Genomic DNA, 26,094 nt, shown 5'->3' on the forward strand with positions numbered 1-26,094 from the left:
GGGCGGGAAAGTGACGCGATTCTAGCATAGCCCCATTTGTGGTGCAGTGAGCGCCCGCCGATTGGTGGAAGGGGTGCAGGGCGAATCCGCGGCCGAATCGCGCGCGTCCACCCGGTTCCGGGCGGCGTGTATCATCGGTCGCAGGTCTCAATGAATGAAGGAAGACGTCACCGCATTCGTGCTGGCCGGCGGGAAAAGCACCCGCATGGGCCGGGAGAAGGCCATGCTGGAGCTGGGCGGGCGAACGCTGCTGGAGCGCGCCCTGAAGCTGGCCTCCTCGGTTGCCGCCGAGGCCATCATCGTGGGACCGCGGGCGGACTTGGAGCTTTACGGCCGCGTGGTCGAGGACGTCTATCCCGGCCAGGGGCCGCTGGGCGGCATTCATGCGGCGCTGTGGACCACCCCCACCGAGTTCAACCTGATCCTGGCGGTGGATACGCCCTTCCTGGAGTCGCGCTTTCTGAAGTACCTGTTGGAGCAGGCGCAGGAGAGCGGCGCCGTGGTCACCCTCCCTCGGACCGCGGATGGCTTTCATCCTTTGGCGGCGGTCTATCGCCGCGCCTTCCGCGAGACCGCGGAACGGGCGCTCCGGGAAGGCCGGAACAAGATTGACGTGCTCTTCGCCGAGGTCGAGACCCGCATCCTGGAGGCCGCAGAACTGGAGAAACTTGCCTTCGCGCCCGCAATCTTCGAGAATCTGAACACCCCTGAGGATGTGGAGCGCGCCCACGGGCGCAGCCGAGGAGAGCAATGAGTACGCCGCAACCCTTCATCGAGTTTCGTGAGGTCTCCAAGGCCTTCGGCGAGCACCGCGTGCTCGACCGCGTCAGCTTCGACGCCCTGCCCGGCGAGACCGTTTGCATCCTGGGGCGCAGCGGGGTGGGGAAGTCGGTCTCCCTGCACCACATCATGGGGTTCCTCAAGCCGGACTCGGGGCGGATTCTTGTCGCCGGCGAGGACATCACCGACTACGACGAGCAGGAGTTGCAGCGCATCCGCAAGAAAGTCACCATGGTCTTCCAGAATGGCGCACTCTTCGACTCGCTCACCGTGGGCGAAAACGTGGCCTTTCCCCTGCGCGAGCAGGGCGGCCTCAGCGAAGTGCAGACCTACCAGATCGTGGACGGCTTGCTGGAGATGGTGGGCGTCCAGCAGTACCGCGACCTGCTCCCCTCCGACCTCTCCACCGGCATGAAGCGCTCGGTGGCCATCGCCCGCGCCCTGGCCTCGCAACCCGAAGCCGTCCTCTACGACGAGCCCACCACCATGGTGGACCCCCTGATGGCGCAGCTCCTGGGCGACCTCATCAAGAAGCTCAAATTCCAACTCAAGCTCACCAGCATCGTCGTCACCCACGACATGCGTCTGGCCAAGAAGCTCGCCGACCGCGTCGTCTTCCTGCATGAGGCCAAGCGCATCTTCTTCGGCAAGCCCGAGGAGATGGAGCGCAGCCAGGACCCCGTCATCCGCCAGTTCCTGGAGTTGGACGAGCTCAGGGTGGCTTGACATTCGCCTTTCATTCGCCTAACATATTGCGTCTCCGGCAGCCGGAGGGGAATCCAATAGCGAAATCTGGAGGGAAACATGGCATTCAGTGAAGCGCTTTTGCCCGAGTTTGATCAGGAAGTAGTAGGAATCCGCAAGACGCTGGAGCGCGTCCCGGAGGAGAAGCTGGGATGGAAGCCGCACGAGAAGTCCATGACCATGGGCGGGCTGGCCACGCACCTGGCCAACGTCCTGACCTGGGCGGTGATCACCGTGGACAACGATTCCTTCGACCTTGCGCCGGGCGGCGTGCCCATGGCGCCGGTCCCGCAGGTGAAGTCGCGTAAGGAGTTGCTCGAGACCTTCGACCAGAACGTGGTTGCAGCGCGCAAGGCCATCGCCGGGGCCGCCGACGCGCACCTGCTAAAACCCTGGGCGCTGCTCCACAACGGCAAGCAGGTGGTCTCCATGCCGCGCATCGCTGTGCTGCGCAGCTTCGTGATGAACCACGCCATCCATCACCGCGCGCAACTGGGAGTCTATTTGCGGCTGAACAATCTGCCCGTACCCTCCATCTATGGGCCGTCGGCGGATGAGGGGACGATGTAGCGTTCGCGCCGCGAGGGGGAAGGGTCTGGGGAGAACGTAGGGGTCCTTCGACTCGCCGCTCGCGTTCGCTCGCGGCTCGCTCAGGATGACAGATTGTTACTTGGCCGGCAGGGCGTGCAGCCGGGCGCTCAGGCGGGACTTGTAGCGGGCGGCGGCATTGCGGTGGATGGTCCCTTTGCGGATGGCCTGGTCGATGGCCGAGACCGTCTCCCGGAACTGGGCCTCGGCGGCCTTCTTGTCGCCGGCAGCCAGGGCCTCCCGGAAGTGCCGCATGATGGTGCGGAAGCGCGAAGTGTGGACGCGGTTCTGGGCGGTGCGCTTCACGGTCTGACGGGCGCGCTTAAGCGCGGAAAAATGATTTGCCATTCGAAAAAACTGCCTTCCTAAAGGGATTTTTTTTGTTCCGCGGAAACTAGTATTCTACGGCAACCTCTCAGGGCCGGTCAAACCACGATAATCCAGCAGCCAAGGCCAGCAGCGAAGGCCAGCAGCCAAGGAACGCCATGCCCACGAGCCTCGAGCGCCTGAAGCTCCTCATCAACTCCAACACGCCCATCGTGCTCATGGAGACGGTGGAGGAGGGCCGCTGTCTGGCCCTGGTGCGCCAGGCCTGCGCCGAGCTGAACCTGACGCTCTTCGAGTGGAGCATCGCTGACGGGCTACAGCGCAGCGGCATCCCGTAGGCGCCCGAGGCCGCCGACCCGCGCCAGCACGAGTGGAGTGCTGGCCCTCAGGCCAGTTCCGCCGACCCCAACCTGCTCGACCCCAACCTCAATCCCCGGGACTCCGCCGGCCCCATCCTGAACACGCAGCAGCCGGCCAACGTCCTGGCGCACATCGAGACTCTGACCATCGAGGCCGTCTTCCTGCTCAAGGACTTTCACCGCCACTTGGACGACGTGATCGTGGTGCGGCGAGTGCGGGAAGTCTCGCAGCACTTCGCGCGCAGCCGGCGGGCGCTGGTGCTGACCGGGCCGTCGCTGCCCATGCCGCCCGAACTGGAGAAAGAGGTCGAGTACGTGGACCTGCCGCTGCCCGACGCGGCGCGCCTGCGGCAGATCGTGGACGAGACCTACGCGCGCCTGGCCAAGACCCGCAAACTGAAGCGCACCCTCGACGCAGCCGGCCTCGAAGCCGCCGCCAACAACCTGCGCGGGCTCACCGAGGACGAGGCCGAGCGCGCCATCTCCCAGGCCATTGTTGCCCGCTACGCGCTCTGCTCCGAGGTGGTCACCGATGTCCTCGAAGCCAAGAAGGAGACGCTGCGCCGCTCCGGCATGCTGGAGTTCATCGAAGTCTCGGACTCCATGGGCTCCATCGGCGGCCTGGAGAACCTGAAGAAGTGGCTCCGGCAGCGCCAGGGCGCCTGGGAGGACTCGGCTCGCGCCTACGGGCTCGACCCGCCCCGCGGGGTCATCCTTATGGGCGTGCAGGGCTGCGGCAAGAGCCTGTGCGCGCGTGCCATCGCCGGCGAGTGGAAGCTGCCGCTGGTGAAGTTCGATACCGCCGCCGTCTACGACAAGTACATCGGCGAGACCGAGAAGCGCATCCGCAAAATCTTCCGCGTGGCCGAACAACTGGCGCCCGCCGTGCTCTGGATCGACGAACTGGAGAAGGTTTTCGCCGGCAGCGGCCCCGATTCGGCCTCGTCGGACGCCGGCGTCTCCGCCCGCCTGCTGGGCTCCTTCCTGGGCTGGATGCAGGACCGCAAGGTGCCGATGTTCGTCGCCGCCACCTCCAACAACGTCAACGTGCTGCCTCCGGAGCTGATCCGCAAAGGCCGCTTCGACGAGATTTTCTTCGTGGACCTGCCCAACCCCGCCGAGCGCCGCATCATCTTCGAACTGCACCTCAAGCGCCGCAAGCTGGACCCTAAGGCATTCGACCTGGAAAAGCTGGTGGCGGCGAGCGAAGGCTATTCGGGCGCGGAGATCGAGGCGGCGGTGCAGTCCGCCATGTACGCCAGCTTCTCCGACAAGAAGCCGGTGACCACGGCGATGGTGCTGGAGGCGCTGGGCGCGACCGTGCCCCTTTCCACTACCCGCGCCGAGGACATCGAGCGGCTGCGCGAGTGGGCGCGCGAGCGGGCGGTGCCCGCTTCGGCGGCAAAGTGAGGGGGCAGGAGAAATTGAGGCAACGTGCACCGCGTTCCTATAATGAGAAACAGTAGGCGGCAATGCGCGCCATGAGCGATTCGCAACCCACAGTCGAACCACGCATGGAGCGTTTTCCAGCGATGGTGCTTTACGGATGGTTTGTGCGCTTCCTCGCCATCCTCATGCTCATCGCGGTCTGGGCTGGACACTTCTTCTTGCAGCGCACATGGCCAGCCCCGTTCAAGCTCTGGTTGTGCACGGCCCTTGGGGTCGCGGCGATTCTGCGGAGCATTTTCAGGCGAGGGCCGGGCCTTCGCACGGTTGCGCCGTCTGGCGTCACGCCGGTGATTTCACCGTTCCAGGCTTTCGTCGTCGTCGCGATTCTTGTTGCCGGGAGCGTCTTTTTTACATGGGTCGCATTCGGCCCACCCCATTGAACCCACTCATCGTCTATAGCGGCCCTGGTTGACTCCCCATAGCGAGCGGCGTACGCTTAGCCCCAATGGGCGTTTTTTCCGCGCCGGTCTTTAGCCTCGCAGCCTGCCCCGATTCCTTGCCAAATCAGAAACCGCCCCTGCCCCGGAGGCTCGTCCCAGAGATTTCATGAAGAAGCACATCCCCATCGCTCCCCACATCGAGACCCTGTTCGGCACCCACGACGAAAACCTGCACACGCTTGAGGATGGCCTGCACGTCTCCATCGACCTGAAGTCCGACCGGTTGGAGATCCAGGGCGCGGCGGAGAGCGTGGCGCGCGCCGAACAGGTGTTCGCCGATTACCAGCACCTGCAGCATGCCGGCTTCGGCTTCAACAACGGCGATCTGGGCTCCATGCTGCGGCTGGTAGCGGCCGACGCGAGCGTTACGTTGCGCAGTCTGGCCGAATCGGGGCGGCAGCGGTCGTTGGGCAAGCGCCCGGTGCAGCCCAAGAGCCCCAACCAGCGCCGGTATCTCGAAGCCATCGAGAATAGCGACATGGTGTTCGGCATCGGGCCGGGCGGCACGGGGAAGACCTACCTGGCGGTGGCCATGGCCATCTCGGCGCTACTGTCCAAGAAGGTGCATCGCATCATCCTGGCGCGCCCGGCCGTAGAAGCGGGCGAGCGCCTGGGCTTTTTGCCCGGCACCCTGCAGGAGAAGATCGATCCCTACCTGCGCCCACTCTACGACGCCCTCTACGACCTGCTGGACGCGGACAAGGTGGAGCGCTTCCTGGAGAAGAACATCATCGAGATCGCTCCCATCGCCTTCATGCGCGGGCGCACGCTCAACGATTCCTTCGTCATTCTCGACGAGGCGCAGAACACCACCTCGGAGCAGATGAAGATGTTCGTCACCCGCCTGGGATTCAACTCCAAGGCGGTCATCACCGGAGACGTCACCCAGATCGACCTGCCGGGGGCGCGGCGCAGCGGCTTACTGGAGGCCATGGACATCCTGGGCAAGGTCGAGGGACTGGCCTTCGTCTATTTCACCGAAGGCGACGTGGTGCGCCACCATCTGGTGCAGCGCATCATCCGCGCCTACGACGAGCGCAAGCAGAGCGACCTGGCGGCGGAAGGTAAGGCGCCCGACACCAGGTACGGAGCGTCCCCGGCCGGTGGAAAGACGGGCAAGGAACTCCGCAATCGCCCCGTGGATTGAAGGCGAGTAGAATAATGATGGGAGGGCTGGATTTATGGCCCTCCCATTCGTTTTGGAAGACCTTGTGGTGATTCTTGAGAAAAAATTGCGGGGCGTCAGCGCAGCGGCGCTGAGCCGGTTCGCGGGACGGGCGCAGCGCGCCGCCGGCCTGCGCGGCCGGGTGAGCATCCTGGTGACGGGGAGCGCCGAGCTGCGCCGCCTGAATCGCCGCTACCGCCGCGCCGACCAGCCCACGGACGTGCTCTCTTTTCCGACCCGTGGCAACGGGATGGCCGGCGACATCGCCATCTCGGCGGAGGTTGCCGCCGGGAACGCGCGGCGCTTCGGGCACTCCGCAGCGGCGGAGGTGAAGATCCTGATCCTGCATGGCCTGTTGCACCTGGCCGGACTCGACCATGAGCGCGACCGCGGCCAGATGTCGCGTCGGGAAGAGAAGCTGCGGCGCAGGCTGGGCCTGCCGGCGTCACTGATTCAGCGGAGCTCCCCGGCAGCGGGGAAAGAATCATGACTTGGGCGATCATCCTCGTGGGATCGGGGCTCATCGTGCTACTCGCGCTGGTCTCCTATGTGGACCGCGTGTACACGGAGATGGGAAAGTTCCTCTCCCGCGAATTCCAGGAGAACATCGAGGCCTTCGAGAAGCTGGTTGAGCCCCGCGTGGGCGCCAGCCGCTCGCGCATCCAGCTCTCCATGGCAGTGCTGGCCCAGCTTTTCACCGCGGCCATCGCGCTGCTCTTCGGTTTCGTCGTCTTCCGCGACGGCCTGTGGGACTTTCCCGAGATTGCGCAGGCGAGCGTCGCCATCATCTTCGTGATCATCCTCTTCAACCGCTTGTTGCCCTTCGTCCTGTTCACGCGCACCCGGGGCGACTGGCTGGCCCCGCTGGCGCCGCTGCTGCGCTTGCTGGTGTACCTATCCTTGCCCGTGACCCTGGTGCTGAGTTTCTGTCTTTCGGTGGCGGCGCTGGCCGAAGAGCATCCCCCGGAGGAGCCCCAGCCCGGCGATGCCGTAGATGCTCTCATCGAGGCGGGCCAGGACGAAGGCATCCTGCAGGAGGGTGATAAGCAGCTCATCCAGTCGGTGGTCGAGTTCGGCGAGAAGACGGTGCACGAGGTGATGACGCCGCGACCGGAGATCGTCGCCGTCCCCGCCGATACTAGCGTCGAGCAGTTCACCGAGCTGCTGCGCGCCAAGCCCTACTCCCGCATGCCCGTGTACGAAGGTTCTATCGACCATGTGAAGGGCATCGTCTTCGCTCACGACGTGCTGCAGGTGGCGGACACCGAGGCCCGCGCCCAGACCGTGGGGAAGATGATGAAGCCCGTGCACTTCGTCCCCGAGAGCCAGCGGGTGCGCACGCTCATGCGAGAACTCCAGAAGGAGAACCAGCACATGGCCGTCGTGGTGGATGAGTACGGGAACGTCGCCGGCGTGGTCACCCTCGAAGACCTGATGGAGGAGATTGTGGGCGAGATTCGCGACGAGCACGAAGCCAAGGCTGACATCGTGCGCGAGTCCGAAAGCTCCTACGTCGTCCCCGGGCGCATGGACGTGGACCGCCTCGCGGAACTCTTTGGCGTTCGTCCCGAGGGCAGGGACGCCGCGACCGTGGCCGGGCTGGTGAGCGAGCTGCTGGGACGCATCCCCGCCCCGGGCGAGGTTGTGGAAGACGACGGCTTGCGCTTCGAGGTCCTGGAAGCCAGTTCCCGGCGGGTGGAACGCCTGCGCATCAGCCGGCGGAGCTCCGCGCCTCCCAAGGCCGCGAGCGCCTGATCAGCGATGTTGAGGCGTTTAGCGGGCGTCTGAGCCCGCTGCCGAAATCCTGACCCTGAGCGCAGCGAAGGAGAAGGAGCTCGGGGCCGCAACTTGAAAAGGAGCGGAGAAAGCTAGACACTCTGTTGAGTGTCTTTCCGCTCCGGATTCGTCTCCATCATCGGCCGGCCCAACGCCGGCAAATCCACCCTACTGAACGCGCTGGTGGGCCAGAAGGTCGCCATCGTCACCCACAAACCTCAGACCACCCGCAACCGCATCCAGGGGATTGTGAATGTTCCGGCGCGTAAGGGCCGGCCCGCGGGGCAGGTGGTCTTCCTGGACACGCCCGGCGTGCATAAGCCGCAGTCGTCCCTCAACAAGAAAATGATGCGCGAGGTCCACGACGCTCTCGAAGGCCGTGACCTGCTGCTGCTCATCACCGACGTCACCGAAAGGTTCGGCGGCGGCGATGAATTCGTCCTCGACCTGGTCCAGCGGGCCGGCGGCCCCGCCTTCCTGCTGCTCAACAAGATCGACCGCGTGGACAAGGGCCGGCTGCTCCCGCTCATCGAGGGATACAGCCGGAAGCATGAGTTTCAGGAGATCATCCCCATCTCGGCGCTCAAGCGCGACGGGCTCGACCTGCTGGTCGACAAGGTCATCCACGCCCTGCCCGAGGGTCCGCGCTATTTCCCCAAAGACCAGATCACCGACCAGCCCGAGCGCTTTCTGGCGGCGGAGATCATCCGCGAAAAGATCCTCATCGCCACCGGGCAGGAGGTGCCGTATGCCAGCACGGTGCAGGTGGAGAGCTGGGAAGAGTCGCCGAAGTTGACCAAGATCGCCGCCGTTCTCTACTGCGAGCGCGACGGGCAGAAGAAGATCCTCATCGGCAAGGGCGGCGAGATGATGAAGAGGATCGGCACCTCAGCCCGGCTCGAGATCGAGAAGCTGCTCGGCACCAAGGTCTTCCTGGAAATGTTCGTCAAGGTCGAGCCCAACTGGCGCGAGTCGCGCGAGTTTGTGGAGGGTCTGGACTGGCGCCACCAGACCTAGCCGGCAGCCGGCTATTCTTTCACCGCGATCCCCAGCGTCTTCATCTTCCGGTACAAGTGCGAGCGTTCCAGGCCCAGCACCTCGGCGGTGCGGGTGACATTGCCGTGGTTCTCATCGAGCTTCTTCAGGATGAAATCGCGCTCGTAGGCGGCGCGGGCCTGGTGCAGGGTGGAGAAGTCGCCTCCCAGGGTGCGGCGGCTGCCGTCGCGATAGACCAGCGGCGGCAGGTGCTTGCGGTCGAGCTTGCTGACCGTGGGATTCATAATGACGATACGCTCGATGACGTTGCGCAGCTCGCGCACGTTGCCCGGCCAGGCGTAGCGCATCAGGGTTTCGATGGCGTCGTCGGTGATCTCACGCGAGCGGCGGCTGTAGGTGGCGGCAAACTCCTTCAGGAAGTAGCGCGCCAGCTGCGGGATGTCCTCGGTGCGCTCGCGCAGCGGCGGCACGTAGAAGGGGATCACGTTGAGGCGATAGAACAGGTCCTCGCGGAAGTTCCCCTTTGAGATCTCCTCTTCCAGGTCTTTGTTGGTGGAGGCGATGACACGCGCGTCCACCGTGACGGGCTCCTCGCCGCCCACGGGAGTGAAGCGCTGCTCTTCGAGCGTGCGCAGCACTTTGGACTGCGTCTTCAGGCTCATGTCGCCGACTTCATCGAGAAAAAGCGTGCCGCCGTCCGCCTTGTGGAACCTGCCTTCCTTGTCCTCGTCGGCGCCGGGGAAGGCGCCCTTGCGGTGCCCGAAGAGCTCGCTCTCGATGCGGTCCTCGGGGATGGCGGCGCAGTTCACCTCGACGAACAGCGCATCCTTGCGCAAGCTCTGGGCGTGGATGGCGAGGGCCACCAGCTCCTTGCCCGTGCCCGATTCGCCGTAGATGAGCACGCGGCCGTTGGTGGGCGCCATCACCCCGATCTGCTGGCGCAGCGCCTTCATGGGGATGCTGTCGCCGGCGATTACGCTCTTCGATTGCACCTGCTTCTTCAGGTCGCGGTTCTCGCTCTCCAGCTTTCGCGCTTCGACCGCGTTCTTCACCAGGATGAGCATCTTCTCCAGCGAGAGCGGTTTTTCCAGGAAGTCGAAGGCGCCCAGCTTGGTGGCGCGCACCGCGGTCTCGATGGTGCCGTGCCCGGAGATCATGATGACCTCGGGTGCGTCTTCGGATTGCTTGATCTTCTCCAGCGCCTCCAGGCCATCCATTCCGGGAAGCCAGATGTCGAGCAGGATTACGTCGAAGGCGCGCTTCTTGAGCAGCTCCAGGCAGGCCTCGCCGCTCTCGGCGGTCGAAGCCTTGTAGCCCTCGTCCTCCAGCGCGCCTTTCAGCGACTGGCGGATGCCCGGCTCGTCGTCCACGATGAGGATGCTATGCATGCGGGTTGGGCGCCCCTCCCGGCTCGGCCGCCAGCGGCAGCTCTACGATGAAGCGCGTGCCGATGGGCGAGTTTTCCTCCACACGGATGGAGCCGTGGTGGTCCTCGATGATGCGGCTGACGATGGCCAGGCCCAGTCCGGTGCCGCGCTCCTTGGTGGAGAAGTAGGGCAGGAAGAGCTTTTCTTTCAGCTCGCGCGTCACGCCGTGCCCGGTATCGGCGACCACGATCTCGACCGCCTCCCGCGGTCCCAGCAACGCGGTGGAGATGTGCACCTCGCGGACCAGCGAGTCCTGCATGGCTTCGGCGGCGTTGTCCACCAGATTAGCCAGCGCGCGCTTCATGGACTCCGGGTCGGCCATCACCGCCGGCAGGTCGGAGGCCAGGTTCGTCTCCACCCGTATGTTCTCCAGGCGCCCGTTGAACATGGCCAGCGCTCCTTCGACGATGGTGTTGACGTTGGCGGGCTGCGGCTGGCTGGCCGGGAAGCGCGCCATGGTGGAGAACTCGTCCACCAGGGTGCGCACGGTTTCCACCGCGCCGGCGATGGTTTCCGCGCAGCTCAGCAAGAGCTCGACCGAGGCCGCGTCGGGCGGCGTGCCGCGCTCCAGGTGGCGGCGGATTCGCTCCGCGGAGATGGCGATGGGGGTGAGCGGATTCTTGATCTCGTGGGCCACGCGGCGGGCCACCTCGCGCCATGCCGCCTGCTTCTGCGCCCGCAGCAGGTCGGAGAGGTCCTCGAACACCAGCACGTAGCCCAGGCGCTGCCCGTCGTGCTCCAGCGAGGCCACGGTGACCACCACGTTGAGGCGAGCGCGCGGCAGCGCAATCTCCATCTGACTGGTGGCCGAGCCCATGCGGTCGGCCTTGCGCAGCAGATAGTCCAGGTCCTGAGCCACCTCGTCGGCGAACAGGTCGCGCAGGGAGGAGCCGGTGGCGAAGGCGCGGGTGGCGCTGCCGCGGCGGATCTCCGGCGCGCCGAAAATGCGGTGGAAGGCGGGATTGGTGCGGGTGAGCCGCCGCTCCGCGTCGAGCGAGAGCACGCCCGTGGGGATGCTCTCCAGGATCGTCTCCATGTGCTGCCGACGCTGTTCCAGCTCGACGTTGGCGGCGGCCGCTTCACGGCTGGAGGCCTCCACCTGGAGCCCACTGGCTTCCAGGTCCGCGGCCATGCGATTGAAGGACTGGATCAGGTCGCCCAGCTCATCCGCCGCCGGCAGCGCCACGCGGTAGTCCAGGCGCCCGCGGGAGAGTTCGTGGGTGGCTTCGGCCAGCGCAGCCACCGGGCGGGTGACCAGCTTGGAGAGGAAAATGGCCAGCCAGGTGGACGCGAACAGCACCAGCACGGTCAAAAGCAGCAGCAGGCCCATGTAGGTGGCCCGCACCAGCTTGCGCTGGCGGCTCAACTCCAGATACTTGCGCTGGCTGTCCTCGAGTTCCTTGAGCTTGGCGGAAAAGGTCGCGGGCAGCGGCACCGCCACCACGATGCGCCCGTCCGCTCCCACCGGAGCGCTGGCCAGCATGTACTCCTTGCCATTGATCTGGAAGCGCTCCGCTCCGCCGCGGCTCACTCCCATGCTGGAGAAGATCTGGGAGTGCAGCACCGCCCAGGGCTCGGGCGAGCGGAAGGCGGCCACCGCGTCCTCTTCCTTGCCCTCGCGCACCAGCGCCAGGGCGAAGCCACCCTGCAGCGTGGGCTCGTGGCGGCGGAATTCGCTCATCACGGCAGAAAAGTTGCTGCTTTCGAAGGCGCGCCGGATCTCGGGAGACGCGGCGATGGCGACTGCCTCCGCGCGCGCGTTCTCCCGGGCGTAGGTGGAGAGCATGGCGGCCACTTCGCCGGAGTTCTGGCCCATCTCCTCCACCGGGCCCGAGAACCATTTGTCGATGGAGCGGTTCATCAGCCCGTAGGCGAACATGAAGAGGAAGAGCACGGGAGTGAACGAGAGGATGAGCGCGCCCACCACCATGCGGGTGCGGAACTTCGAGCCCAGCACACCCAGGCGGCGTTCGGCGTAGAGCTTCAGCAGATGACGCAGCAGCACCACGCTCAGCGCCACCAGCAACAGGAAGATCAGGGCGGAGAGCGCCGCCAGCAGCAGCGTCTGCTGCGACGTGTCTGGCCGGAAGATAGGGTCGAAGGCCTGCTGCCAGAAGAGGAAGGTGAACAGCAGGAAGATGCCGATGGCCAGCAGCACCAGCGGCCACTTGCGGTGGCGCTTCTCGCCGGGTTCGCGGCTTGGGAGTTCGGGCAACACGCGGCTCTTCCCCCCGGACGCGCCAGGCATAGAGCCGATTGCAGGGATTCGCCGGGAGAGAAGTCACATTATAGTCCCTGCCAGTGGCTCTCGGAGCGCAGCTCAGCCGCCGGGCAGGAAGGGCGCGAGCGGGCAGTGCTCGCAGCGGGCCTCCGCCTTGCGGCAATATTGGTGTCCGACGGCGACCAGCAGGGCGTGCATCTGGTTGTAGCGGCGCGCTACGGGGGAGAATGTTGCAGAACTCATGCGGGAGGCCGGGTGCCGCGGCTGCTCGCCCAGTTGGTGCGGCTCGGGAACTCGCCGCAGGGCGCGCTCGAAGCTCCGGCGGACTTCGTCGTAGGGAGCGTGGAAGGAAAGAACCTGGTGGCGATCGAGGATGCGGCGGGTGTAGGCGTCCACTACGAAGACCGGATGCCCGCCGGCGTAGAGCAGGATGGAGTCGGCGGTCTCCGGGCCGATGCCATTGAGAGCCAGAAGCTCGGCGCGCAGTTCGGCCGTGGGGCGGGCGAACATCCGTTCCAGGCTGCCGTCGTAGTTCGCGTCCAGCCAGGCAACGAAGAGCTTCAACCGCCGTGCCTTCTGGCGGAAGTAGCCAGCGGGGCGGATCAGCCGCTGCAAGCGGGCTAATGGAATGCGGCGGATTCCCGCCACGCTCAACCGGCGGGCGTGGCGCAGGTTGGCAAGCGCCTGCTCCACGTTTCCCCAAGCCGTGTTCTGGGTGAGAAGGGCGCCAACGATGACCTCGAATCGGCTCTGCGCGGGCCACCAGTTCTGCGGTCCCCAGGCGCGCCGCAGGGCGCGGTAGAAGCCGCGGAGAGTGGGATTGGCGCTCATTTTTCGCAGTCCGGCGTTGACGATTCTAGTCCCTCCCGATTGACAATTTCTGTCACACGTCATACGATTCGCGAAAACCACTGCCAGCGGCAGCCTATGCCCCCCGGGGGGTGTGTTTAAGCGCTTCCGGGGGAGTATAGTTTCAGATTCATAATCATTACTCGGACAGGGAGTCGGACGTATGTCTCAGCGGCTGGGTGACCTTCTGGTCAAAGAGAAGGTCATCACGCAAGAACAGTTGGAAGCGGCGCTGAAAACCCAGAAGGAGACCAACGCCCGGCTGGGCTCGGTGCTGGTCAAGCTGGGCTACATGTCCGACGACGACGTGACCAACTTCCTGTCACGCCAGTACGGCGTGCCCGCCATCAACCTCTCCTACTTCGAAGTGGACCCCTCGGTGGTGAAGCTGATCCCGCAGGAGACCGCCAAGCGCTACCAGATCCTGCCGCTCAGCCGGGTGGGCGCGTCGCTGACCATCGCCATGGTGGATCCCACCAACGTCTTCGCCATGGACGACATCAAGTTCATGACCGGCTTCAACATCGAGCCCGTGGTGGCCTCGGAGAGCGCCATCATGGAAGGCATCGACAAGGCCTACGGTTCCACCCAGCAAGAGGACATGGAGAAGGTCATGCAGTCGGTGGCCGAGATGGGCGATGCCGACGTCGAGCTGCAGGCCGAAGAAGAGCAGATGGCGCTGAGCGAGTTGGAAAAATCTGCCGACGAAGCGCCCATCGTCAAGCTGGTGAACCTGATTCTCACCGACGCGGTGAAGCGTGGGGCCAGCGACATCCACATCGAGCCCTACGAAAAAGAGTACCGGGTGCGCTTCCGCATTGACGGCATGCTCTCGTCCATCATGAACCCGCCGTACAAGCTCAAGGACGCCATCACCTCGCGCATCAAGATCATGGCCAAGCTGGACATCAGCGAGAAGCGCCTGCCGCAGGACGGCCGCATCATGCTCAAGATGAACCTCGGCGGCAAGAAGAAGCAACTCGACTACCGGGTCAGCGTCCTGCCCACACTGTGGGGCGAGAAGATCGTGCTGCGGCTGCTGGACAAGGAGAACCTGCGCCTGGACATGACCAAGCTGGGCTTCGAACAGGAGTCGCTCACCAAGTTCGAGCGCGCCATCCTCAAGCCCTTCGGCATGGTGCTGGTCACCGGGCCCACGGGCTCGGGCAAGACCAACACCCTCTATTCCTCCATCGCGCGCCTGAACCAGCCCGACACCAACATCATGACCGCGGAGGATCCGGTGGAGTTCCAGCTCTCCGGGGTGAACCAGGTGCAGATGAAGGAGTCCATCGGGCTGAACTTCGCGGCGGCGCTGCGCTCCTTCCTGCGGCAGGACCCCAACATCATCCTGGTGGGAGAGATCCGCGACTTCGAGACGGCGGAGATCGCCATCAAAGCCGCGCTCACCGGACACCTGGTGCTCTCCACCCTGCACACCAACGGCGCGCCCGAGACCATCAGCCGCCTGATGAACATGGGCATTGAGCCTTTCCTGGTGGCCACCTCGGTGCACATGATCGTGGCCCAGCGGCTCATCCGGCGGATCTGCAAGGATTGCAGCGAGGAAGTGGACGTCCCGGTGCAAACCCTGATCGAGAACGGCTTCTCGCCCGAAGAGGCCAAGACCATCAAGATCCACAAAGGCAAGGGCTGCGGCGTGTGCAACAACAGCGGCTACAAGGGGCGCTGCGGACTCTACGAAGTGATGGAAGTGGACGACGAGATACGCGAGCTGATCCTGGTGGGCGCCTCGTCGCTGGAGCTGAAGAAGAAGGCCATCGAGCGCGGCATGATCACGCTGCGGCGCAGCGGCCTCATCAAGGTGATGGACGGCGCCACCACGCTGGAAGAAGTGGCGCGCGAAACCGTGCACTGATCTCTATCCTGGAAGGGGAAGGCGGATTCCGATATGGCGACGACGCTCAGTGACCTACTGAAGAAGATGCTGGAGATGAACGGCAGCGACCTGCACATCACCACCAACTCGCCGCCACAGGTCCGGGTGCACGGCCACCTCACGCCGCTGGACATGCCGCCGCTGACCCCGGCAGAGACCAAGCAACTGGCCTACAGCGTCCTGACCGACGCCCAGAAGCACCGCTTCGAGGAGAACCTGGAACTGGACTTCTCCTTTGGCCTGAAGGGCCTGGCGCGCTTCCGCGGCAACTGCTTCAACCAGCGCGGCGCCACCGGCGCCGTCTTCCGCGTCATCCCGTTTGAGATCAAGTCTTTCAACCAGCTCAATCTGCCGCAGGTGATTTCCAAGCTGTGCGAGAAGCCGCGCGGTCTCATCCTGGTGACCGGGCCGACGGGCTCGGGTAAATCGACCACGCTGGCGGCCATGATCGACAAGATCAACACCGAGCGCCACGAACACATCATCACCATCGAAGACCCCATCGAGTTCGTGCACCAGAACAAGAACTGCCTGGTGAACCAGCGCGAGGTGCATTCCGATACCAAGTCGTTCACGGACGCGCTGCGCGCAGCGTTGCGCGAAGACCCCGACGTGGTGCTCATCGGCGAGATGCGCGACCTGGAGACCATCGAGGCGGCCCTGCGCATCGCCGAGACCGGCCACTTGACCTTCGGCACGCTGCACACCAACTCCGCGGCCTCTACCATCAACCGCGTCATCGACGTCTTCCCCTCCCACCAGCAATCGCAGATCCGCGCCCAGCTTTCCTTAGTGCTGGAAGGGATTTGCTGCCAGGCGCTGCTGGCCAAGCCCGGAGGGCAGGGCCGGTGCATGGCCATGGAGATCCTGGTGCCCAACGCCGCGGTCCGCAACCTCATCCGCGAGGACAAGATCCACCAGGTGTATTCCGCCATGCAGGCGGGCCAGGACAAATTCGGCATGCAGACGTTCAACCAGTCGCTGGCCTCGCTGTACTTCCAGAAGCAGATCACGTTGGAGGTAGCGGTCCAGCGCTCGTCCATGCCGGATGAACTCAACGAGATGATCAGTCGCGGCGCGGGGCTGAACAAGGGAGTCCCTGCGCCGGTACGCAGGTAAAGGGAATCAACGGCCGGGAAGCCGGCCAAGGAGGTCCAGATGCCAGTCTTTACATTCAAGGGAACAGACGCAGCGGGCAAGAAGGTGGCCGGCGAGCGCACGGCGGAGAACAAGCAGGTGCTGGCCGCTGCCTTGCGGCGGGAGCGCATCCAGCCCGGCGCCATCAAGGAGAAGGGCAAAGAGTTCGTGATGCCCACCTTCGGCTCCGGCAAGGTCGCCACCAAGGACCTCGCCATCTTCTTCCGCCAGTTCTCGGTGATGATCGACGCCGGACTTCCCCTGGTACAGTGCCTGGAGATCATGGCCGCCAATCAGGAGAACCCCACCTTCCAGAAGTGCCTGACCGGCGTGCGGACCACGGTGGAAGGCGGCGCCACTCTGGCCAACGCCATGAAGGGCTATCCCAAGATCTTCGACGAACTCACCACCAACATGATCGAGGCGGGCGAGACCGGCGGTATTTTGGACGTCATCCTGCAGCGCCTGGCCGGATACGTGGAAAAGGCCGTGAGGCTGAGAGGCGCGGTGAAGTCGGCGCTCATCTACCCGGTCTCGGTCATCTCCATCGCCCTCGTCGTGGTGGGAGGGCTGATGATCTTCGTGGTTCCCATCTTCGCCAACCTGTTCGCCGGCTTGGGCGTGGACCTGCCGCTGCCCACCCGCATCGTCATGGGCACCAGTAATGCGCTGGGATTCTTCGTCTTCAAGCTTTGGTTTGTGTGGATCCCGGGCACCATAGCCTTCGTTTGGGGATTCAGACAGGTCCTCAAGACGCGCAGGGGCCGCTACCTCTTTGACAAGATGCTGCTGAACATCCCGGTGATGGGTATGTTGCTGCGCAAGATCGCGGTGGCGCGCTTCACCCGGACGCTGGGCACCCTGATCACCTCGGGCGTGCCCATCCTGGAGGGCCTATCCATCACCGCCCGCACCTCGGGCAACGCCGTCCTGGAAGAGGCGCTGATGAAGGTGCGCAAAGCCATCGAGGAAGGCCGCACCATCGTGGACCCGCTGAAGGAAAGCGGCGTGTTCCCCAACATGGTGACCCAGATGATCGGCGTGGGTGAGGCCACCGGCGCCATGGACGCCATGCTGTCGAAGATCGCGGACTTCTACGAAGAAGAGGTGGACACCGCCACCAAGGACATGCTGACCCTGCTGGAGCCCATTATGATCGGCTTCCTGGGCGTGGCCGTCGGTGGCATCGTCATCTCCCTGTATATGCCGCTGTTCGCCATGATCGGCAAACTGGCAGGGTAGGCGCGGAGCCGCAACCTCCGGAGCGCAGCGTCCCCAGGCGGGGTGTCTCGCCGGATCCTGCCGCGCAGAGCCGAGCCCATGAACGCACGAATCGGATCTCAGTTCAACGAGCGTACCTGGCTCACCTGGCTGGTGAAGGTGCGCATCATCGTCATCACCTTCCTCCTGGGCATCGGCCTGGCCATCATCCGGCTTACGACCAACAACATCAGCGAGTTCGGCTTCGTCAGCGTGATCGTGCTCTGGTACACGATCTCGGTCTTCTACGCCCTGCTGCTCTCTATCTGGGACGACTACCTCATTCAGTCGCGGCTGCAGATCCTGGCCGACCTGGTTTTCGTCACCGCCATCGTCTATCTTGCCGGCGGCAGCGACACTCCCTTCAACTTCCTCTATCCGCTGGTCATCATTATCGCCAGCATCGTGCTCTCCCGCGCCTGGGCCTACCTGGTGGCGGCGCTCTCCTTCATCCTGTTCGGCGCCACCCTGGAGCTGGCCTACTTCGACGTCATCCACTCCTACGCCACCACCCGGCCGGACCCCAAGTCGTTGCAGGCCATCATCTTCATCAACCTCTTCGCCTTCATGGCCGTGGCCTACCTTTCCAGCAGTCTGACCACCAAGCTGCGTCAGGTGGATGTGCAGCTCCAGGATAAGAGCGGCGCCCTGGAGAAGCTGGAGGCCCTGCACGAGAACATCATCAACTCCATGCGCGGCGGCGTCATTACCACCGACCTGGAAGGACGGGTCACGCTGTTGAACGCGCCCGGGCAGGCGCTGCTCGAGCGTCGCGGCCGCCAGGCGCTGGGGCAGCCGGTCTCCAAGCTCTTTCTCGATCGCCTGCCCGACGTCTCCTCCTCTTCCATCCAGGGCGAGGTCCGCTCCCTCACTCCCTCGGGCAAGGAGAAGACCTTCAGCATCACCGCCTCGCCGCTGACCGTCCCCGAGCGCGGCATCCTGGGCTACGTCTACGCCTTCTCCGACCTGACCGAGATCCGGAGGCTGGAGCGCGAGGTGCGCATGCGCGACCGGCTTTCCGCGGTCGGCCGCATGGCGGCGGGCATCGCCCACGAGATCCGCAACCCGCTCTCCTCCATCGCCGGCTCGGTCAAGCTGCTCTCCGAGATCTCCACCCTCAACGACGAGCAGCGCACCATGGTGGAGATCGTCACTCGCGAGTCGCAGCGGCTCAACACCATCATCTCCGACTTCCTCACCTATTCGCGCGAGAAGAGGCTGGAGTTCACGTGCCTGGACCTGCTGCCGCTGCTCGAAGACACCCTCACCCTGCTGGAGAACCGGCCCCGCAAGGCGCCGGTCGAGGTGGTGCGCCGGCTGGAGCCGGGCCCGGCCTTCTCGCTGGTGGATGGCGACCGGATGAAGCAAGTGTTCTGGAACATCTGCGAGAACGCGCTGCAAGCCATGCCCGAAGGCGGGCGGCTCACCGTCTCGCTGCGCGGCGACGGCGACAACTGGCAGATCAGCTTCGCCGATACCGGGCACGGGCTGGCTTCGGAGCAGATGGACAAGATCTTCGAGCCCTTCCAGACCCAGTTCGACGGCGGGACCGGGCTGGGGCTGGCCATCGTGTACCAGATCGTGCAGGCCCACGACGGCAGGATCTGGGCGCGCTCGGCGCCGGGCGAGGGCGCAGAGTTCACCCTGGAACTGAAGCGAGCCGCACCGCCGGCGGAGGCTGAGCCCGCCGCAGCCGCCGTGGCCAAGGCGGGCCATGGCTAATATCCTGCTCTGCGACGACGAGCGCTCCATCTGCGAGATGCTCGACCTGGCCCTGCGCAAGGGGGGGCACCGGGTGGAGACGGTCAATTCCGGCGCCGCTGCCAAGCGCAAGATCGACGGCGCCCTCTACGACATCATCGTCACCGACGTCCGCATGCCCTCCGTCGACGGCTTGGAGGTGCTGCGCCACGCCCGGCTCATCTCCCCGGACTCTCTGGTGCTGCTCATCACCGCCCTCGACGATTCAGAAACCCCCATCCAGGCGCTCAATGCCGGCGCCTTCCACTTCATTCGCAAAGGCCCCGCCCTGCTCGAGGACGTGAAGGCCGCCATCGGCCTGGCCGCGGAGAAGATCACCCTGCGGCAACAGAACTTCGCCTTCCGGCGCGACGCCGCCAGCCGCAACACGCTGGAGAACTTCATCGGCACCAGTCCGCCCATGCAGAAGCTGAAGGAGACCATCCGCACCGTCGCCTCCACCGGCTCGACCATCGTCATCAAGGGCGAGAGCGGGACGGGCAAGGAGCTGGTGGCCCGCGCCGTTCACGCCTGCTCGCCCCGCGCCGCCGAGCCCTTCGTCTCCGTCAACTGCGGCGCCTTCCCCGAGACCCTGCTGGAGAGCGAGCTCTTCGGTTACGTGAAGGGCGCTTTCACCGGCGCCGGCCAGAACAAGAGCGGCCTGTTCGAGGCGGCCAACGGCGGCACCCTCTTCCTCGACGAGATCAGCGAGACCACGCCCGCCATGCAGGTCAAGCTGCTGCGGGTGCTCCAGGAGCGCAGCCTGCGCCCGGTGGGAGGAACCCAGGAGATTTCGGTGGACGTGCGCGTCATCTCCGCCACCAACAAGGACCTGGACGAACTGGTCGCCTCCGGCGGCTTTCGCGAGGACCTCTACTACCGGCTGAGCGTCATTCCCATCGTGGTCCCGCCGCTGCGCGAGCGCCGCGAGGACATTCCCCTGCTGGTCCTCCACTTCCTCAAGAAGTACGCGCCCGCGGCGGGGAAGAGCATCGTGCGCGTCACGCCGCAGTCGCTCGAAGCGCTGCGCGACTACGACTGGCCGGGAAACGTCCGCCAACTGGAGAACACGGTGGAGCGCGCCGTGGCCCTCGAGACCTCCGACCAGTTGCACGTGGAGCTGCCGGTCGAGCGGTCGAAGGCGCGGACGGCTGGAGGGCCGGCGCCCGCCGCCATTCCCGCCGACGGCCTCGATATGGAGGGCTACGTGGCCTCCATCGAGCGCTCGCTGCTCGAGTCGGCGCTGCGCCAGTCCGAGGGCGTCCAGACCCGCGCCGCCGAGCTGCTCAAGCTCTCCTACCGCTCATTCCGGCATCTGGTGAAGAAGTACGAAATCTAGAGAAGGGTGAACCGTTGACCGTAACCCATTAACAGCAAACCTGTTACTCCTTCTGCTTTAGCTGCTGCTTCCACCCCAGGATGCGCGCCTTGTTCGCCTCTTCCTCCGCCTCCGGGACCATCCCTTTCTTCTGGTACAGGATGGAGAGGCTGGTGTGGGCCAGGGTGTCGTTGGGGTCGAGGGTGGAGATCTTCTGGGCAACCTCGATGGCTTCGTCCAGGCGGTTCAGGTCCTGATAGGCGCGGGCCAGCCCGTGCATGGCGTCGGTGAAGGAGGGGTCGAGCTCGATGGCCTTCTTGTACTGCTCGATGGCCTCCTGGTGGCGGCCTTCGGCGTAGAGGTCGAGCGCGCTGTAGTAGTGGTCTTCCGCCGCCTGACGATTGCCCGCGTCACTCATGGCTTCGAGTATATTGGATTTGTGATGTTGGACTTGTAATTTGTGATTTGCCAGGCGAAGGCAGCGCCGCTTCGGCATTTAGAAATCACCAATCACCAATCACCAATTACAAATACTGATGAACTACATCCTCCGCTTCCTGTGGAACTCGACCCGCGGACACCGCCTGGCTCCGTGGCGCAGCCCCTACCTCAAATGGCGCATTGAGACCTATGCCGGCCTCAAGATGAACAAGATCGGCTTCCTGGAGTTCTGGGGATTCATGTGGCGCGAGCGGACTCAACTCGCGCGCTTCCTCAAGTGGACCTCGGAGATGGACCGCTACGCCCGCCCCAAGCCCAAGAACCCATAAGTGTTGTGTGGATGCGGGCGACACGCCCGCGCAGGTTATCCCGCCGCTTCCGCAGGCGCGGCTTCCTCGAAGAGCACGCCCACGTCCGAGCCCTTGTCGACGCCCAGCACACGCGACGCTTGGCCGCGGTGCGTGGCGATCTCCAAGAATCCCATGCTGCCCAGGATGGCGAACACCTCGCCGGCGGCGCCGTCGGCGTAGGCCGTGCGCAGGCGCGTGACCTCGCTCTTGCCGATCAGCACCTTGAACGCCGGCGGCGTCGGCGGGTCGAACAGCCGGGGAAGGTCTCTGGGCGTGAAGTTGGTGATGAGGTTGCCGAACTTGTCTACCTTGAGCACCACGCCCTTCATCAGATTGTCATTGATGGGTTTGGGCTTGGGCGCGGCAAAGCGCACAAAGTCGTCGATCTCCTCGCCGAACTTCGAGACCTCGACCCCCTTGCTCAGCCATCCCGCCACCGCGGCGAACAGGTCGCGGCCCTGGAAGGTGTTGCTCGTGGGCTGCAGGAAGTAATGGTCGGCGGTGATGTGTCGCACCGAGAGCCGCTCCTCCTGCTCATACACCAGCGACAGCACGCCGTTGTCCGGCGCCAGAAAGACATGTTTCTCAGCCGTGACCAGCAGCGGCCGCCTGGAACTCCCTACCCCCGGGTCCACAATCACCAGGTGGACGGTGTCCGTCGGGAAGTAGCGATAGGCCTGGGCGATGGTCAGGGCCCCGTCCAGCACGTCGTAGGAGTGCACTGAGTTGCAGATGTCCACGAGCTGCGCCGCCGGGTTGATGGTCAGGATCACCCCCTTCATCGCGCCCACGTAGTGGTCGCTCTCGCCGAAGTCGGTGGTGAAGGTGATCAGCCGCTGCATTGGGAAAGCCTTTCTCTCTGCCGGGTCGCATTCCTGGAGGCATCGGAAAAATATCGCGGTAGTGCGGCAAAGTCAAGCGTAACAAGCAGATATGGCCGAAGCGGGCCGCCTGCCAGCCACCCCGGCGCAGGCCCGAGCTCCGGCGCCGCCTACGGCTTCACCCCCAACTGCCAGAACAGGAATGAATAGATGTCGGTGTTCTCCCCTATGATCTTGGCGATGGGCTTGCCCGCGCCGTGTCCCGCCTTGGGCTCGATGCGCAGCAGGATGGGACGCTTGGCATCGCTGCCGTTCGCCGCCCGCGCCTGCATCAGCGCCGCCATCTTCTTGGCGTGCATCGGATCCACCCGCGTGTCCGTGTCCGCGGTCATGAACAGGATGGCGGGATAACTCTGCCCCTCCTTCACGTGGTGGTAGGGCGAGTAAGCGTAGAGCCACTCGAACTGCTTGGCATCGTCCGCCGAGCCGTATTCCGGGATCCACAGCTTGGCGATCTGGAAGTTCTGGTAGCGCAGCATGTCGAGCAGCGGCACCTGGCATACCACAGCGCGGAACAGGTCCGGCCGCTGGGTGAAAGCCGCGCCCATCAGCAGCCCGCCATTCGAGCCTCCCTGGATGGCCAGGTGCTCCTTGTCCGTGTACTTCTGCGAGATGAGGAACTCGGCGGCGGCGATGAAGTCGTCGAAGACGTTCTGCTTGTTGCCCAGCATGCCGGCGCGGTGCCAGTCCTCGCCGAACTCGCTGCCTCCGCGCATGTTGGCTTCCGCGAACACTCCGCCGTGCTCCAGCCACAGATACACGCCGCGGCGGAAGGCGGGAGTAGAACTGATGTTGAATCCTCCGTATCCGGTCAGCAGCGTCGGATTCTGACCGTTGAGTACCAGGCCGCGCTTGGCCACCACGAACATCGGGACCTTGGTGCCGTCCTTGGAGAGGAACCACATCTGCTTTACCTGGTAAGCGGCGGAGTCCACCGAGGGCGCCGCCACCTTGGCCCACTGCGAGGACACCCCCGTGGCCAGCGGGTAGTGGTAGATGGTCGGAGGCACGGTGTAGGACTGGAAGCCGTAGAAGGCTTCCTTGCTGTTCCACTCGCCGCCCAGGCCGATGATGGTGCCGATGGTGGGCAGGTTGACGTCCTTCAGGAACTTGCCGCCGGTGGTGAAGAGTCTCAGTTGCGAGCTGGCGTTCTTTTCGTACTCCGCGAACAGCTGCCCGCCGATGATCTTGGTGCTGGTCAGCACCGCGTCGCTCTGGGGAATGATCTCCTTCCAGTTGGCGCGCGCGGGATTCGCCGCCGCCACTTTGAACACGCGGTACCGCGGCGCGTCCTCGTTGGTCATGATGTAGATGTCGCCGTTATAGATCTCCGCGTTGTAGATGAAGTTCTTGCCCTCGGTCAGCGGCGTGAAGTCGCCCTCGCTCGTCGCCTCGCGGACGAACAACTCACTCTTGGTCCAGCCCTGGTAGGCGGCGACCATCAGCCAGCGGCCGTCGTTCGAAAGCCCGACTCCCGGCCACTCCTGCGGATCGCGTCCCTTGCCGAAGATGAGCGGGTCGCCCTCCGGCTTGCTCCCCAGCACGTGATAGAAGACGTGCCGGTTGTACATTTCCTCGCCCGCCGCTACCTCGCCCTTCTTGGGATAGCGGGTGTAGTAGAAGCCGGAGCCGTCCAGCTTCCAGTCGAGGCTGGCGGCGCGCGTCTGCGGGATCTCGTCCGGCAGCAGCTTCCCGGTCGCCGTCTCCAGCACGTGCAGCGTACTGATCTCCGAGCCCGAGGGCGACGTCCCGTAGGCCACGTACTTGCCGTCGCGCGACGGAAACCACCAGTCGAGCGCCACCGTGCCGTCCGCCGCCATCGCGTTCACGTCCAGCAGCGCCCGGTCCTTTCCATGGACGCCGCGGCGCACGTACAGCACCGGCTGGTTCTGATGGCCCTCGCGCCGCGTGTAGAGGTAGTACGGCCCGGCAATTTGCGGCGTGTTGATGGTGCCGATGGTCAGCAACTGCTCCAGGCGCGCGTGAATCTGGTCGCGTCCCGGCAGCGGGTCGAGCAGGCTGCGCGTGTACGCCAGTTCTTTCGACACCCAGGCCTGGGCGTCGGGATCGTCCCGATTCTCCAGCCAGCGGTAGGGGTCGGCGATCTTGTGCCCGTTCAGCGTGTCCTCGACCGCCCCGACCTTGGCCGGCGGTGGGCCGGCAGGGTTCGTCTCCGCCGACGTCGCGGACGTTCCCGCGCCACCGTCATTTCCGCTGTTCTGCTGTGCCAGCGTAACCGCCGCCATCCCCACCACCACTCCCAGGATCCAGAGCAACCGGGCCACTCCTCGCATAAGCTCACCTCGCGAACCCAAAAGCGTACCATAGCAATGGCCGACGCCTGACAACTGCCCCAGGACCGTGTTATAAAAAGAAGGAGACGTGCCCGCTTGGGTGCGTTTCTGCGACCACACTCCTCAGTAGCTCAATGGCAGAGCATCCGGCTGTTAACCGGAGGGTTGTAGGTTCGAGTCCTACCTGAGGAGCCATTTCTTTTCTGGGGGGTGTCGGTTTCTGAGGTCCTTCGCTCCGCTCAGGATTTCGGCTGCGGGCTCGGACGCCCGCAAGACGCCTCAAGTTCGAGTCCTACCTGAGGAGCCATTTCTTTTTCCGTGGTTCGCTGGATTCCCGTTTCGTAGAACCCCTTGACGCCCGAGACCCGTCAACGGATCCAGATCGTGATGGCCATAGCCTTGGCCATCGCCGCCATCCGCGTCGCCATCATTTTCTACCAGCGCTACACCGAGAAGAGCGCGACCGCGGAAAGACCGCCCGAGCAGCCCCTGAACCCGGACTACTACGTTGTTCCCCATAAGCTCTACGCCTACGACCTGAGGTCGGCGCAGAAGCTGGTGGGACGCCCGGTGTGGGTGCGGGCGGGTTACCGCTCCGCCTATTTTCCTTGCGAGCCGGCGCGCCTCCACTGCGACTTCCGGCAGGAGGCGGGGCTGCTGGGGCCCATCCAGCGCCTCGAGGTGAAGGACGTCATCCGCTTGTCCTCGCCCTTGGCTCCCGGCCAGCCCCAGATCATGGTGGTCTTCGAGAAGGAAGGGAAGTCCTACGCCTTCTCCGTGGGCGCTATGACCGGCGAGAACTACACGCTCTTCATCGACGACATGCTCTACCTCCAGGACCCGCACCAGCTCTACCGGCACTGGCCGGCGGAGGTCTGGCAGGCTGTCGACCAGCACCAGATTCACAAGGGCATGAACGAGCTGCAGGTCACGTTCTCCCTGGGCACCGGATATCTCCACGGCGGCGGGCAGGGTTCCACCCGGGTCCTGACTTTTCCCAACGGCGGCAAGCCGCTGGTGGTGACCTTGGAGCAAGACAAGGTCGTGGACGTCGAGCCTGCGCCTCCGGGCTCCTGAGCAGCCGCACGGCACTAAAAAGGTCCCCGCGCTTGAACGGGGACCTTTGAGTTGGAGAACTCAGCCAACGAGGCTGGGTTTAGTGATGGTCGTGATCGCGAGAGTTATCGTTGCTCTCCCAGTCACGGTCGTTATGCCAACTCTGTGAGCGGCCATCCCACCAGGAATGAGCGCGGCTCCAGCAGCGCTCGCGCTCCGCGCGCAGCGTGCTCCGCCTGCTCGCCACCTGTCGGCTGTTGACGCCGTGCTGGCGAATGGCCTTATCGAGCTGGAACTCCGCCCTCTCAACGCGTTGCCGGCATGCTCCTTTGTAGTCGTTCTTCGCACTCGCGCTCGGCACTCCTACAAACAACAGAAGCACAGCCACCACCGCGGTCGCCAACACCTTTACAGCTCTTCCTGCATTCTGTCCTCTTATCACAGGATCCTCCTTCCCGCACTTCGCGGATTTTAGTCTATTAGATGTGCAGCCCGAGTATGAGGGTTGCGCTGTGGAGCCTGCTTACTGTCATGTGCTACTAGCCACTGGCCCCTCATCTGCGCTATCGTTTCCGGCCATGAACCGACGAGAGCTT

24 protein-coding genes and 1 tRNA gene are annotated in these 26,094 nt (G+C 64.6%); 18 read left to right on the plus strand and 7 right to left on the minus strand.

What is annotated here, in order from left to right:
* The first annotated feature begins 154 nt into the window (after positions 1-154).
* The 3 genes from VGQ94_04280 (at position 155) to VGQ94_04290 (ending at position 2,094) form a co-directional block, all read left to right on the plus strand.
* A complete protein-coding gene (locus VGQ94_04280; GenBank protein ID HEV2021723.1) occupies positions 155-754 on the plus strand; it encodes a molybdenum cofactor guanylyltransferase in 600 nt (199 codons plus the stop codon).
* Positions 751-1,506: an ATP-binding cassette domain-containing protein gene (locus VGQ94_04285; GenBank protein HEV2021724.1), complete on the plus strand. Its 756-nt coding sequence runs from the start codon at positions 751-753 to the stop codon at positions 1,504-1,506. Before VGQ94_04280 ends, VGQ94_04285 begins: the two co-directional genes overlap by 4 nt.
* A gap of 78 nt (positions 1,507-1,584) precedes the next feature.
* The gene (locus VGQ94_04290; GenBank protein ID HEV2021725.1) at positions 1,585-2,094 is read left to right on the plus strand and encodes a DinB family protein; all 510 of its coding nucleotides are present in this window, start codon (positions 1,585-1,587) and stop codon (positions 2,092-2,094) included.
* 96 nt (positions 2,095-2,190) lie between these two features.
* On the opposite strand, the gene rpsT is transcribed toward VGQ94_04290, so the two are convergent.
* Positions 2,191-2,460, minus strand: coding sequence for a 30S ribosomal protein S20 (gene rpsT / locus VGQ94_04295; protein HEV2021726.1), 270 nt, complete (start codon positions 2,458-2,460; stop codon positions 2,191-2,193).
* Between the two features lie 137 nt (positions 2,461-2,597).
* Between rpsT and VGQ94_04300 the strand changes: the two genes are divergently transcribed.
* The 7 genes from VGQ94_04300 to era all read left to right on the plus strand — a co-directional run bounded on the left by VGQ94_04300 (position 2,598) and on the right by era (position 8,645).
* Positions 2,598-2,777: a hypothetical protein gene (locus VGQ94_04300; protein HEV2021727.1), complete on the plus strand. Its 180-nt coding sequence runs from the start codon at positions 2,598-2,600 to the stop codon at positions 2,775-2,777.
* A 216-nt stretch (positions 2,778-2,993) separates the two neighbouring features.
* Positions 2,994-4,208: an AAA family ATPase gene (locus VGQ94_04305; protein HEV2021728.1), complete on the plus strand. Its 1,215-nt coding sequence runs from the start codon at positions 2,994-2,996 to the stop codon at positions 4,206-4,208.
* Positions 4,209-4,270: 62 nt separating this feature from the next.
* Entirely contained in the window at positions 4,271-4,627 is a 357-nt protein-coding gene (locus tag VGQ94_04310; protein ID HEV2021729.1) for a hypothetical protein, read from the plus strand.
* Between the two features lie 166 nt (positions 4,628-4,793).
* Positions 4,794-5,834 carry a PhoH family protein gene (locus tag VGQ94_04315; protein ID HEV2021730.1) on the plus strand — a complete coding sequence of 347 codons (1,041 nt, stop codon included), beginning with the start codon at positions 4,794-4,796 and terminating at the stop codon, positions 5,832-5,834.
* Positions 5,835-5,868: 34 nt separating this feature from the next.
* Positions 5,869-6,342, plus strand: a complete 474-nt coding sequence (gene ybeY, locus VGQ94_04320; GenBank protein HEV2021731.1) for an rRNA maturation RNase YbeY — start codon at positions 5,869-5,871, stop codon at positions 6,340-6,342.
* Positions 6,339-7,607: a hemolysin family protein gene (locus VGQ94_04325; GenBank protein HEV2021732.1), complete on the plus strand. Its 1,269-nt coding sequence runs from the start codon at positions 6,339-6,341 to the stop codon at positions 7,605-7,607. The genes ybeY and VGQ94_04325 overlap by 4 nt, the downstream gene beginning before the upstream one ends.
* A gap of 129 nt (positions 7,608-7,736) precedes the next feature.
* A complete protein-coding gene (era, locus tag VGQ94_04330) occupies positions 7,737-8,645 on the plus strand; it encodes a GTPase Era (protein ID HEV2021733.1) in 909 nt (302 codons plus the stop codon).
* Positions 8,646-8,656: 11 nt separating this feature from the next.
* On the opposite strand, the gene VGQ94_04335 is transcribed toward era, so the two are convergent.
* The 3 genes from VGQ94_04335 to VGQ94_04345 form a co-directional block, all read right to left on the minus strand.
* Positions 8,657-10,012: a sigma-54 dependent transcriptional regulator gene (locus VGQ94_04335; protein ID HEV2021734.1), complete on the minus strand. Its 1,356-nt coding sequence runs from the start codon at positions 10,010-10,012 to the stop codon at positions 8,657-8,659.
* Positions 10,005-12,269, minus strand: coding sequence for an ATP-binding protein (locus VGQ94_04340; protein ID HEV2021735.1), 2,265 nt, complete (start codon positions 12,267-12,269; stop codon positions 10,005-10,007). The genes VGQ94_04335 and VGQ94_04340 overlap by 8 nt, the downstream gene beginning before the upstream one ends.
* 102 nt (positions 12,270-12,371) lie before the next feature.
* Complete coding sequence (locus VGQ94_04345) at positions 12,372-13,103, minus strand: base excision DNA repair protein (protein HEV2021736.1); 732 nt, start codon at positions 13,101-13,103, stop codon at positions 12,372-12,374.
* A 181-nt stretch (positions 13,104-13,284) separates the two neighbouring features.
* Between VGQ94_04345 and pilB the strand changes: the two genes are divergently transcribed.
* The 5 genes from pilB to VGQ94_04370 all read left to right on the plus strand — a co-directional run bounded on the left by pilB (position 13,285) and on the right by VGQ94_04370 (position 20,497).
* Positions 13,285-15,000 (plus strand): type IV-A pilus assembly ATPase PilB, encoded by a 1,716-nt coding sequence (gene pilB, locus VGQ94_04350; GenBank protein HEV2021737.1) that lies wholly within the window; start codon positions 13,285-13,287, stop codon positions 14,998-15,000.
* Between the two features lie 33 nt (positions 15,001-15,033).
* Positions 15,034-16,140 (plus strand): type IV pilus twitching motility protein PilT, encoded by a 1,107-nt coding sequence (locus tag VGQ94_04355; protein HEV2021738.1) that lies wholly within the window; start codon positions 15,034-15,036, stop codon positions 16,138-16,140.
* A gap of 39 nt (positions 16,141-16,179) precedes the next feature.
* Complete coding sequence (locus tag VGQ94_04360) at positions 16,180-17,400, plus strand: type II secretion system F family protein (GenBank protein HEV2021739.1); 1,221 nt, start codon at positions 16,180-16,182, stop codon at positions 17,398-17,400.
* Between the two features lie 78 nt (positions 17,401-17,478).
* Entirely contained in the window at positions 17,479-19,140 is a 1,662-nt protein-coding gene (locus VGQ94_04365) for an ATP-binding protein (GenBank protein ID HEV2021740.1), read from the plus strand.
* Positions 19,133-20,497 carry a sigma-54 dependent transcriptional regulator gene (locus VGQ94_04370; GenBank protein HEV2021741.1) on the plus strand — a complete coding sequence of 455 codons (1,365 nt, stop codon included), beginning with the start codon at positions 19,133-19,135 and terminating at the stop codon, positions 20,495-20,497. The genes VGQ94_04365 and VGQ94_04370 overlap by 8 nt, the downstream gene beginning before the upstream one ends.
* Positions 20,498-20,540: 43 nt before the next feature.
* On the opposite strand, the gene VGQ94_04375 is transcribed toward VGQ94_04370, so the two are convergent.
* Positions 20,541-20,894, minus strand: coding sequence for a tetratricopeptide repeat protein (locus VGQ94_04375; GenBank protein HEV2021742.1), 354 nt, complete (start codon positions 20,892-20,894; stop codon positions 20,541-20,543).
* A 118-nt stretch (positions 20,895-21,012) separates the two neighbouring features.
* Between VGQ94_04375 and VGQ94_04380 the strand changes: the two genes are divergently transcribed.
* Positions 21,013-21,246, plus strand: coding sequence for a hypothetical protein (locus VGQ94_04380; protein ID HEV2021743.1), 234 nt, complete (start codon positions 21,013-21,015; stop codon positions 21,244-21,246).
* Between the two features lie 35 nt (positions 21,247-21,281).
* Here the strand turns inward: VGQ94_04380 and VGQ94_04385 are convergent, their stop codons facing one another.
* Positions 21,282-22,109, minus strand: a complete 828-nt coding sequence (locus VGQ94_04385; protein ID HEV2021744.1) for an SAM-dependent chlorinase/fluorinase — start codon at positions 22,107-22,109, stop codon at positions 21,282-21,284.
* A 149-nt stretch (positions 22,110-22,258) separates the two neighbouring features.
* On the minus strand, positions 22,259-24,442 hold the full coding sequence (locus VGQ94_04390) for a prolyl oligopeptidase family serine peptidase (protein ID HEV2021745.1): 2,184 nt from the start codon (positions 24,440-24,442) through the stop codon (positions 22,259-22,261).
* Between the two features lie 120 nt (positions 24,443-24,562).
* On the opposite strand from VGQ94_04390, the gene VGQ94_04395 reads away from it, so the two are divergent.
* A tRNA-Asn gene (locus VGQ94_04395) sits at positions 24,563-24,637 on the plus strand.
* Positions 24,638-24,829: 192 nt separating this feature from the next.
* Positions 24,830-25,519 (plus strand): hypothetical protein, encoded by a 690-nt coding sequence (locus VGQ94_04400; protein HEV2021746.1) that lies wholly within the window; start codon positions 24,830-24,832, stop codon positions 25,517-25,519.
* The last annotated feature ends 575 nt before the right edge of the window (positions 25,520-26,094 follow it).

The organism is Terriglobales bacterium (genome assembly GCA_035937135.1).
In the GTDB taxonomy this organism is placed as follows: domain Bacteria; phylum Acidobacteriota; class Terriglobia; order Terriglobales; family Acidobacteriaceae; genus DASYVL01.

What these genes read in the sequence shown, in the direction of transcription:
- VGQ94_04365 (HEV2021740.1), top strand. Translation starts at nt 17,479, where the DNA reads ATGAACGCACGAATCGGATCTCAGTTCAACGAGCGTACCTGGCTCACC.
- ybeY (HEV2021731.1), top strand. Translation starts at nt 5,869, where the DNA reads ATGGCCCTCCCATTCGTTTTGGAAGACCTTGTGGTGATTCTTGAGAAA.
- VGQ94_04355 (HEV2021738.1), top strand. Translation starts at nt 15,034, where the DNA reads ATGGCGACGACGCTCAGTGACCTACTGAAGAAGATGCTGGAGATGAAC.
- VGQ94_04315 (HEV2021730.1), top strand. Translation starts at nt 4,794, where the DNA reads ATGAAGAAGCACATCCCCATCGCTCCCCACATCGAGACCCTGTTCGGC.
- pilB (HEV2021737.1), top strand. Translation starts at nt 13,285, where the DNA reads ATGTCTCAGCGGCTGGGTGACCTTCTGGTCAAAGAGAAGGTCATCACG.
- VGQ94_04325 (HEV2021732.1), top strand. Translation starts at nt 6,339, where the DNA reads ATGACTTGGGCGATCATCCTCGTGGGATCGGGGCTCATCGTGCTACTC.
- VGQ94_04285 (HEV2021724.1), top strand. Translation starts at nt 751, where the DNA reads ATGAGTACGCCGCAACCCTTCATCGAGTTTCGTGAGGTCTCCAAGGCC.
- rpsT (HEV2021726.1), bottom strand. Translation starts at nt 2,460, where the DNA reads ATGGCAAATCATTTTTCCGCGCTTAAGCGCGCCCGTCAGACCGTGAAG.
- VGQ94_04310 (HEV2021729.1), top strand. Translation starts at nt 4,271, where the DNA reads ATGCGCGCCATGAGCGATTCGCAACCCACAGTCGAACCACGCATGGAG.
- VGQ94_04375 (HEV2021742.1), bottom strand. Translation starts at nt 20,894, where the DNA reads ATGAGTGACGCGGGCAATCGTCAGGCGGCGGAAGACCACTACTACAGC.
- VGQ94_04335 (HEV2021734.1), bottom strand. Translation starts at nt 10,012, where the DNA reads ATGCATAGCATCCTCATCGTGGACGACGAGCCGGGCATCCGCCAGTCG.
- VGQ94_04390 (HEV2021745.1), bottom strand. Translation starts at nt 24,442, where the DNA reads ATGCGAGGAGTGGCCCGGTTGCTCTGGATCCTGGGAGTGGTGGTGGGG.
- VGQ94_04360 (HEV2021739.1), top strand. Translation starts at nt 16,180, where the DNA reads ATGCCAGTCTTTACATTCAAGGGAACAGACGCAGCGGGCAAGAAGGTG.
- VGQ94_04345 (HEV2021736.1), bottom strand. Translation starts at nt 13,103, where the DNA reads ATGAGCGCCAATCCCACTCTCCGCGGCTTCTACCGCGCCCTGCGGCGC.
- VGQ94_04400 (HEV2021746.1), top strand. Translation starts at nt 24,830, where the DNA reads ATGGCCATAGCCTTGGCCATCGCCGCCATCCGCGTCGCCATCATTTTC.
- VGQ94_04280 (HEV2021723.1), top strand. Translation starts at nt 155, where the DNA reads ATGAAGGAAGACGTCACCGCATTCGTGCTGGCCGGCGGGAAAAGCACC.
- VGQ94_04385 (HEV2021744.1), bottom strand. Translation starts at nt 22,109, where the DNA reads ATGCAGCGGCTGATCACCTTCACCACCGACTTCGGCGAGAGCGACCAC.
- VGQ94_04300 (HEV2021727.1), top strand. Translation starts at nt 2,598, where the DNA reads ATGCCCACGAGCCTCGAGCGCCTGAAGCTCCTCATCAACTCCAACACG.
- VGQ94_04290 (HEV2021725.1), top strand. Translation starts at nt 1,585, where the DNA reads ATGGCATTCAGTGAAGCGCTTTTGCCCGAGTTTGATCAGGAAGTAGTA.
- VGQ94_04380 (HEV2021743.1), top strand. Translation starts at nt 21,013, where the DNA reads ATGAACTACATCCTCCGCTTCCTGTGGAACTCGACCCGCGGACACCGC.
- VGQ94_04370 (HEV2021741.1), top strand. Translation starts at nt 19,133, where the DNA reads ATGGCTAATATCCTGCTCTGCGACGACGAGCGCTCCATCTGCGAGATG.